Genomic DNA, 398 nt, shown 5'->3' with positions numbered 1-398 from the left:
GTCCTGAGACTGCCAGCGCGGCAATCCGGGAGCGCACCGCCGGATCGATCGCAGCAAAGCAGGCGTGCAGTGCCGTCACCCAATCGGCCGGCCGCTGTTCCCGGCTGCCGTCTGCAGCGCTGGTCAGCTGCAATGGCGCGCTGGCGCTGGCCACGAGACTGCGCCCTTCAGGGTCGTAGACGACCACCTTCAGGCTTTGCGTACCAGCGTCGATTCCCGCAACCAATTCCATTCACTGCACCCCGTAGTGGTTTGAAGGTAGCGCTACCAATTCGATGCAACAGCGCGCACTGCGGCTACGCCACGGCCCTGCCCCTTTGCCATGCGTCCGGCGCCGCCTTGCAGTAGCGCTCGATGAACTCTGCCTGCGTCGGCATCTTCGCCACCGTTTCCTGCAC

The 398-nt window shown here is 65.1% G+C and carries 1 protein-coding gene; it reads right to left on the bottom strand.

The window, feature by feature from the left end:
* Window positions 1–232: FGGY family carbohydrate kinase (locus AB4039_RS42530; protein ID WP_442273349.1), on the bottom strand; the 232-nt coding region annotated here is incomplete at its 3' end.
* Window positions 233–398: the final 166 nt, after the last annotated feature.

This window comes from Streptomyces sp. M-16 (assembly GCF_052114405.1).
Taxonomy (GTDB): Bacteria; Actinomycetota; Actinomycetes; order Streptomycetales; family Streptomycetaceae; genus Streptomyces.
This window is presented reverse-complemented; position numbering and strand designations above follow the sequence as displayed.